The 6,105-nt window shown below is 74.5% G+C and carries 4 protein-coding genes; 2 read left to right on the top strand and 2 right to left on the bottom strand.

Annotated elements, in window-relative coordinates; translation table 11 throughout:
* Positions 1-57: 57 nt before the first annotated feature.
* Together AOK24_RS32915 and AOK24_RS32910 are read right to left on the bottom strand one after the other, a co-directional pair.
* A complete protein-coding gene (locus AOK24_RS32915) occupies positions 58-501 on the bottom strand; it encodes a hypothetical protein (RefSeq protein WP_055723681.1) in 444 nt (147 codons plus the stop codon).
* A gap of 45 nt (positions 502-546) precedes the next feature.
* Positions 547-2,652, bottom strand: coding sequence for an asparagine synthase-related protein (locus AOK24_RS32910; RefSeq protein ID WP_055723680.1), 2,106 nt, complete (start codon positions 2,650-2,652; stop codon positions 547-549).
* A gap of 719 nt (positions 2,653-3,371) precedes the next feature.
* Here AOK24_RS32910 and AOK24_RS32905 point away from each other — a divergent pair.
* Both AOK24_RS32905 and lhgO read left to right on the top strand, forming a co-directional pair.
* Positions 3,372-4,796: an NsdA family TPR-like regulatory protein gene (locus tag AOK24_RS32905; protein WP_055723679.1), complete on the top strand. Its 1,425-nt coding sequence runs from the start codon at positions 3,372-3,374 to the stop codon at positions 4,794-4,796.
* A 62-nt stretch (positions 4,797-4,858) separates the two neighbouring features.
* Positions 4,859-6,079 (top strand): L-2-hydroxyglutarate oxidase, encoded by a 1,221-nt coding sequence (lhgO, locus tag AOK24_RS32900; RefSeq protein ID WP_055723682.1) that lies wholly within the window; start codon positions 4,859-4,861, stop codon positions 6,077-6,079.
* The last annotated feature ends 26 nt before the right edge of the window (positions 6,080-6,105 follow it).

The following is a 6,105-nucleotide window of genomic DNA, read 5'->3' as shown; positions in this document are numbered from 1 at the left end:
GCGTAAAGCAGAACGCGGGTGCCGGCACCCGCGTTCTGCCGGCACCCGCGTTCTGCTTTACGCCGCCAGCGTTCTGCCCGCCGCCGCGACCAGTTCGTCCGTCGCCTTGATCGCCGTCTCCCGGCGGGCGGAGAGGGTTGGGAGGTCCGGTACGTCGCGCAGGGCGACCGCCGCGAGGACTGCTGCGCGGGCGGGGGCGGTGAGGGACGGTTGCAGGACGGATACGGAGACGAGGGGGGCCGTCAGGGCGGAGCGGGTTGCGTGGGAGGCGGTTCTGGCGGAGTGGCGTACCTCCTCCGAGGCGCCTCGCAGGCGGAGTTCCTCGCGATGCCAGAGTGCTCTGCGGTGGTCCCCCAGCGCGGCGACGAGTTCGCCCAGCGCCACGCGCAGCGCCTCCTCCCGGCGCTCGGCCCGCGCCGCCCGCTCCCCTCGCTGTTGCAGGAACCCGGCGAGCAGGCCGCCGAGGAGGGTGCCCGCCACGGCTATGACGCTGGACCACATGAAGGGTGACTCCTGGAGTGAACGTCCGTACAGGTCACCCCAGTTTCACCCACCGGAGGACAGCGCCCCCCGCCTCGGCGCGATCCCCGCCGGCACGGCGCGCGCCCGCGCGGGTGTGCCGGTCCAGCACGTCCCCCTCCGAGCCAGCAGCCTGCGCAGCCACAGCTCCAGCGCCACCAGGTCGGCGAGCCCGGCGAGCGGCAACGGCTCCCCCGCAGCCGCCGCCCGCACCGCCTTGCGTACGACGCGTGCCTCGACGAGCCCCGCCTCGGCGAGCAGCGGCGTCTCGAAGAGCGTCAGGACGCTCCCGGTCGCCGCCCGCAACCCCGCGCGCGCCGTCGCTGTCGCGGAACCCGGCGTCGGGGTTCCCCATCCGGGCGGCAACTCCCCCACCCCCGAAGCCTTCAGAACCCGGCGAAGGATCGCCGCGCGGGCCCCGGGCTGGACCCGAAGCGTCTCCGGCAGCGCCTGGCAGGCCCGCACCACCTGGTTGTCGAGGTAGGGCGCGTGGAGCCGTTGGGAGCGGATCTCGGTGGCCTGCTCCAGGACGCGCAGGTCGGCGGCGTGCCGGGCGAGAGCCGCACGCGCGCGGTGGTCGCCGGGTCTCTGTCCGGGCCCGACGGCCCCCGCGCGGGACGTGGACGACTGGAGGCGAACCGATACTTCAGCCAGCGCCTCGCCGGTGAGCCAGCGGGCGGCGGGCCCGGCGGGAGCCCAGGTGAGGGCGGCGAGGGAGGCTCCCACGGCCCCCGGCGTGTCCTCGAAACGCCGGGACAGCAGACGGTCGGCGAGGGACTCCAGGCCGGCGGCGTAGGGCGTGCGCGCGAGCCGCCGGGCGGCCCCGTACACGCGCGCGGGGACGAGCACCGACCCGTCCGCCTTCGTCAACGCGGCCATGGGCCGGACGAGATGGCGGCGTTTACGGTCCATCAGGAGGTCGGCGAGGCGGGCGGGATGCGCGTCGAGGGCCTGCCGGGCGCCGTGCCCCGTGAAGTGGTCCGCGCTGCCCGCTGCGAGCCGCGCGCGGTGCCGGGCGGCCAGGACGAGGGAGGGGCCGGGTTCGTCCGTCAGCGGGCCGTCCAGGGCCGCGTAGGGGAGCATGTCGGCGTCGCCGGTGACGACGACGTGGTGGAGGCGGGGGTTGGCGGCGAGCTCACCGGCCCGCTCCAGCTCCTCCTGCTGACGCCGGGAGGTCAGGTCGTTGAAGGTGACCGCGAGGAGCCGCTCGCCCGCGCCGGTGCCGTGCCCGAGGAGCGTCCCCGGCATCCCGGGCAGCCCGGCGGCGAGCAGGGCGAGGGTCCCCGAGGCGGGCCCGCCCGTGAGGTCCGCCCCGATCCCCGGCACCGGCATCCCGCGCGCGGCACGCCGTTCGGCGGGACCCATCCCGGGCACGGGCCCGGGGTCCATGTCAGGCACATGCCGGGGCGCCGACAGGCGCGTACGCACCGCCTCGACGAGCGCGTCCCGCACCCCCTCGACGGCGCTGTCCGGATCGGTGGACGCGGCGGCGACGGCGAGCGAGGCGACCGGCTCGTAGTTCGCGACCTCCCGCGCGCCCGCGCGAAGGACGAGCGCGTGCCCCGGGGGCACACGTCGCACGCCGTCGTAGGGCGTCGAATCGAGGAGGGCGGCCGGTACGTCGGGCGCGGCGAGCAGCGCGGCGAGGTGCCCGAAGTCGAGGTTGGCCTCGACGAGGTCGGCGAGCGGGAGCGCGGCGGTCGCGTACGCCGTACCGCCCGCCCAGGGCGTGTGGAAGACGGGGCGCGCGCCCGCGAGGTCGCCGCAGACGGTGATCCGGCGGTCGACCTGGACGACGGCGGTGTAGCTGCCGGGCCAGGCGGTGAGGTGCCGCAGGGCGCCGCCACGGGCCGCCAGCAGCCCGACGCGCAACTGCTCGTCGCTGGCGCCGCAGAGGCCGAGTACGGCGATCCTGGTGCGCTCGTCGGCGCGCACGACGCGGATCTCGTCGGGCCGCCAGTCGCCGACGGCCCACAGGGGGTCGGGATCGCCCCACAGGAGCTGCGAGCCGACCGGCTGGACGACCTCGCCGTCGAGGCCGACGGCGCCGCCGCCGTCGTACCCGCCGTAGGGGTCACCGAAGCCCGGCGCGGACCCCGCGGCGGTCATGCTCCAACCCACCAACCACCGCATCGACGCCTCCACAGGCTGTGGACAACCGGTGCACCGTACGAACCGATTCACCATGCTGCCACGAAGAACGCGCCCATGACGGAAGGCAGAACGCCTGACAGGCACCGCAACGCGCCCACGCGCGCGTGCCGTTGCCGAGGTCGGGACCCCGGTACACCCCCGCGTGCGCCCCCGCGCCCGCGACGTGAATGCGCCCCCGATACGCTCCCCCCGGACGCCCTGTGCGCCCTCGATTCCCATGGTCGGGGCCTTGATCACCCGGCGGCCCAAGGGGCGTTTTTCGGCCAAATCCGTAGCGTGACGCGGCGATTGCCGAAGCTTCCGGGAACGCCGCGCACACGCTCCGTACACGGCCCGCACGACCCTGTGCGAGCGCGCGATCCGGGAGACGGGTTCGCCCCCCGGACCGTTCCGCCGCCCGCGGGGATGTAGGCGGCGGTGTCCCCCAGCCCACTGGATCCAGTACAGCGGGCCGACCCACGCAGGGCCCATCGAAGCGCTCCCGCGATGGCCGGAGAAGAGCGCACGCACAGGCGCACGGCCACACAGCGGGAGCACATCGCGACGGACCGCTACGGAGCCCGCACTTCCGTACGGGCAACAATCCCGCCAACCGGAACAATGCCTCTTAACGCTTGGGATGCGGCGAACTACGCTGGGTTTACGAATGCCGCGTGGTTATGCCAGCGCGGCAGCCGTCTGTGTCGAGGGGTGGCGCAATGTCCAGGGAGCAACGCGGGCCGAACGAAAAACTCGGCGCCGTTCTCGCCCTCGCGGGAATCAGCAACGCGGGGCTCGCGCGTCGCGTCAACGACTTAGGCGCGCAACGCGGACTGACGCTCCGCTACGACAAGACGTCGGTCGCGCGCTGGGTGTCGAAGGGGATGGTCCCCCAGGGGGCCGCGCCGCACCTCATCGCCGCCGCGATCGGCCAGAAGCTCGGCCGGCCCGTCCCGCTGCACGAGATCGGCCTCGCCGACGCCGATCCCGCGCCCGAGGTGGGCCTCGCCTTCCCCCGGGACGTCGGCCAGGCCGTCCGCTCCGCGACCGAGCTGTACCGGCTCGACCTCGCGGGCAGGCGCGCGGGCTCCGGCGGCATCTGGCAGTCCCTCGCGGGCTCGTTCGCCGTCAGCGCGTACGCGACACCCGCCTCCCGCTGGCTCATAACCCCGGCCGACAGCTCCGTCGCCCGCGAGGCGCCCCTCGCGGAGAGCGCGGGCGCGCCGGTCAAAGTCGGCCACAGCGACGTCCGCAAGCTCCGGGAGGCCGCCGAGGACGCGCGCCGCTGGGACTCCAAGTACGGCGGCGGCGACTGGCGTTCGTCCATGGTCCCCGAGTGCCTGCGCGTGGAGGCCGCGCCGCTGCTGCTGGGCGCGTACTCCGACGAGGTCGGCCGCGCCCTCTTCGGCGCCACCGCCGAACTCACCCGCCTCGCCGGGTGGATGGCCTTCGACACCGGCCAGCAGGAGGCCGCCCAGCGGTACTACATCCAGGCGCTGCGCCTCGCGCGCGCGGCGGCCGACGTCCCCCTCGGGGGCTACGTCCTCGCCTCGATGTCCCTCCAGGCCACCTACAGAGGCTTCGGCGACGAGGGCGTCGACCTCGCCCAGGCCGCCCTGGAACGCAACCGGGGCCTCGCGACCGCGCGCACGATGAGCTTCTTCCGGCTCGTGGAGGCCCGCGCGCACGCCCGCGCGGGCGACGCGCACGCGGCGGGCGCCGCGCTGAGGGCCGCCGAAGGGTGGCTGGAGCGCGCGCGCGAGGGCGACAGCGACCCCTCCTGGCTCGGCTTCTACTCCTACGACCGCTTCGCCGCCGACGCCGCCGAGTGCTACCGCGACCTCAAGGCGCCCCGCCAGGTCCGCCGGTTCACCGAACAGGCCCTCTCCCAGCCCACCGAGGAGTTCGTCCGCTCCCACGGACTGCGCCTCGTCGTCTCCGCCGTCGCCGAGCTGGAGTCCGGCAACCTCGACGCGGCCTGCGAACAGGGCGTGCGCGCCGTCGAGGTCGCCGGCCGCATCTCCTCCGTCCGCACCACCGAGTACGTCAAGGACCTGCTCCACCGCCTGGAGCCCTACGGCGACGAGCCACGCGTCGTGGAACTCCGCGAACGGGCCCGGCCACTGCTGATGACACCGGCGTAGTTCTCTTCCGCGAGCACGTTTGAGGGCGTTGTCAGTGGCGCAGTGCACTATCGAGAGTGGAGGTGGTGCTCGTGTCCGGTGGGGTTCCGTACGACTGTGACGTGCTGATCGTCGGTGGCGGCATCGTGGGGCTCGCCACCGCGTACGCCGTCAGCCGTGCCGCCCCCGGGACCAAGGTCGCCGTCCTGGAGAAGGAGAGCGCTCCCGCGCGCCACCAGACCGGCCACAACAGCGGCGTCATCCACAGCGGGATCTACTACCGGCCCGGCTCCCTCAAGGCCCGGTACGCCGTCCAGGGCGGCGCCGAGATGGTCAAGTTCTGCGCCGAGTACGGCATCGCCCACGAGGTCACCGGCAAGCTGATCGTCGCCACCGACCGCGCCGAGCTGCCCCGCCTGCACGCCCTGGTCCAGCGCGGGCGCGAGAACGGCATCTCCGTCCGCGAACTCGGCGGCGCCCAGATCCAGGAGTACGAGCCCGAGGTGCGCGGCCTCGCCGCCATCCACGTCGGCAGCACCGGCATCTGCGACTACGGCGGCGTCGCCCGCGCCCTCGCGGACGCCTCCGGCGCGGAGATCCGGTACGGGGCCGAGGTCGTCCGCGTGGACCGGCGCGCGCATCGGGGGGTCGCAGTCCTGACCTCCCGGGGTGACGTCGTACGCGGGCGCGTCCTCGTCAACTGCGCCGGCCTGTACTGCGACACGCTGGCCCGCATGACCGGCGACGTACCGCCGGTCCGCATCGTCCCCTTCCGGGGCGAGTACTACGAGCTGACGCGTCCCTCTCTGGTGCGGGGACTGGTCTATCCCGTCCCCGACCCCGCGTTCCCCTTCCTCGGCGTCCACCTCACCCGGGGCATCCACGGCGACGTCCACGTCGGGCCCAACGCCGTTCCCGCGCTCGCCCGCGAGGGGTACGGGTGGGGGATCGTCCGGGGTTCCGAACTCGCCGCCACCCTCGCCTGGCCGGGCGCCTGGCGCATGGGGCGGCGCCACTGGCGCTACGGCGCGGGCGAGATCCGGCGCTCCCTGTCCAAGGCCGCCTTCGTCGACGCCGTACGCCGCATGCTGCCCGGCGTCGAGGAGGCCGACCTCGTGCGCGGCGGTGCGGGCGTCCGGGCGCAGGCCGTTCTGCGGGACGGGGGGCTGGTCGACGACTTCCTGATCCAGGAGGGCTCCCGGGCGGTCCACGTCCTCAACGCGCCCTCGCCTGCGGCCACTGCGTCGCTGCCGATCGGGAGAGAGGTGGCTCGGCGGGCGTTGGGGGTGCTGTCCGGGGCATAACGGATGTTTCCTCGCCCCCGCCGCCC

The organism is Streptomyces niveiscabiei (assembly GCF_001419795.1).
Classification (GTDB): domain Bacteria; phylum Actinomycetota; class Actinomycetes; order Streptomycetales; family Streptomycetaceae; genus Streptomyces; species Streptomyces niveiscabiei.
This window is presented reverse-complemented; position numbering and strand designations above follow the sequence as displayed.

Bases quoted from the DNA above. Each gene is read 5' to 3' on its own strand.
- AOK24_RS32910 (WP_055723680.1), bottom strand. From the start codon at position 2,652: ATGCGGTGGTTGGTGGGTTGGAGCATGACCGCCGCGGGGTCCGCGCCG.
- AOK24_RS32905 (WP_055723679.1), top strand. From the start codon at position 3,372: ATGTCCAGGGAGCAACGCGGGCCGAACGAAAAACTCGGCGCCGTTCTC.
- AOK24_RS32915 (WP_055723681.1), bottom strand. From the start codon at position 501: ATGTGGTCCAGCGTCATAGCCGTGGCGGGCACCCTCCTCGGCGGCCTG.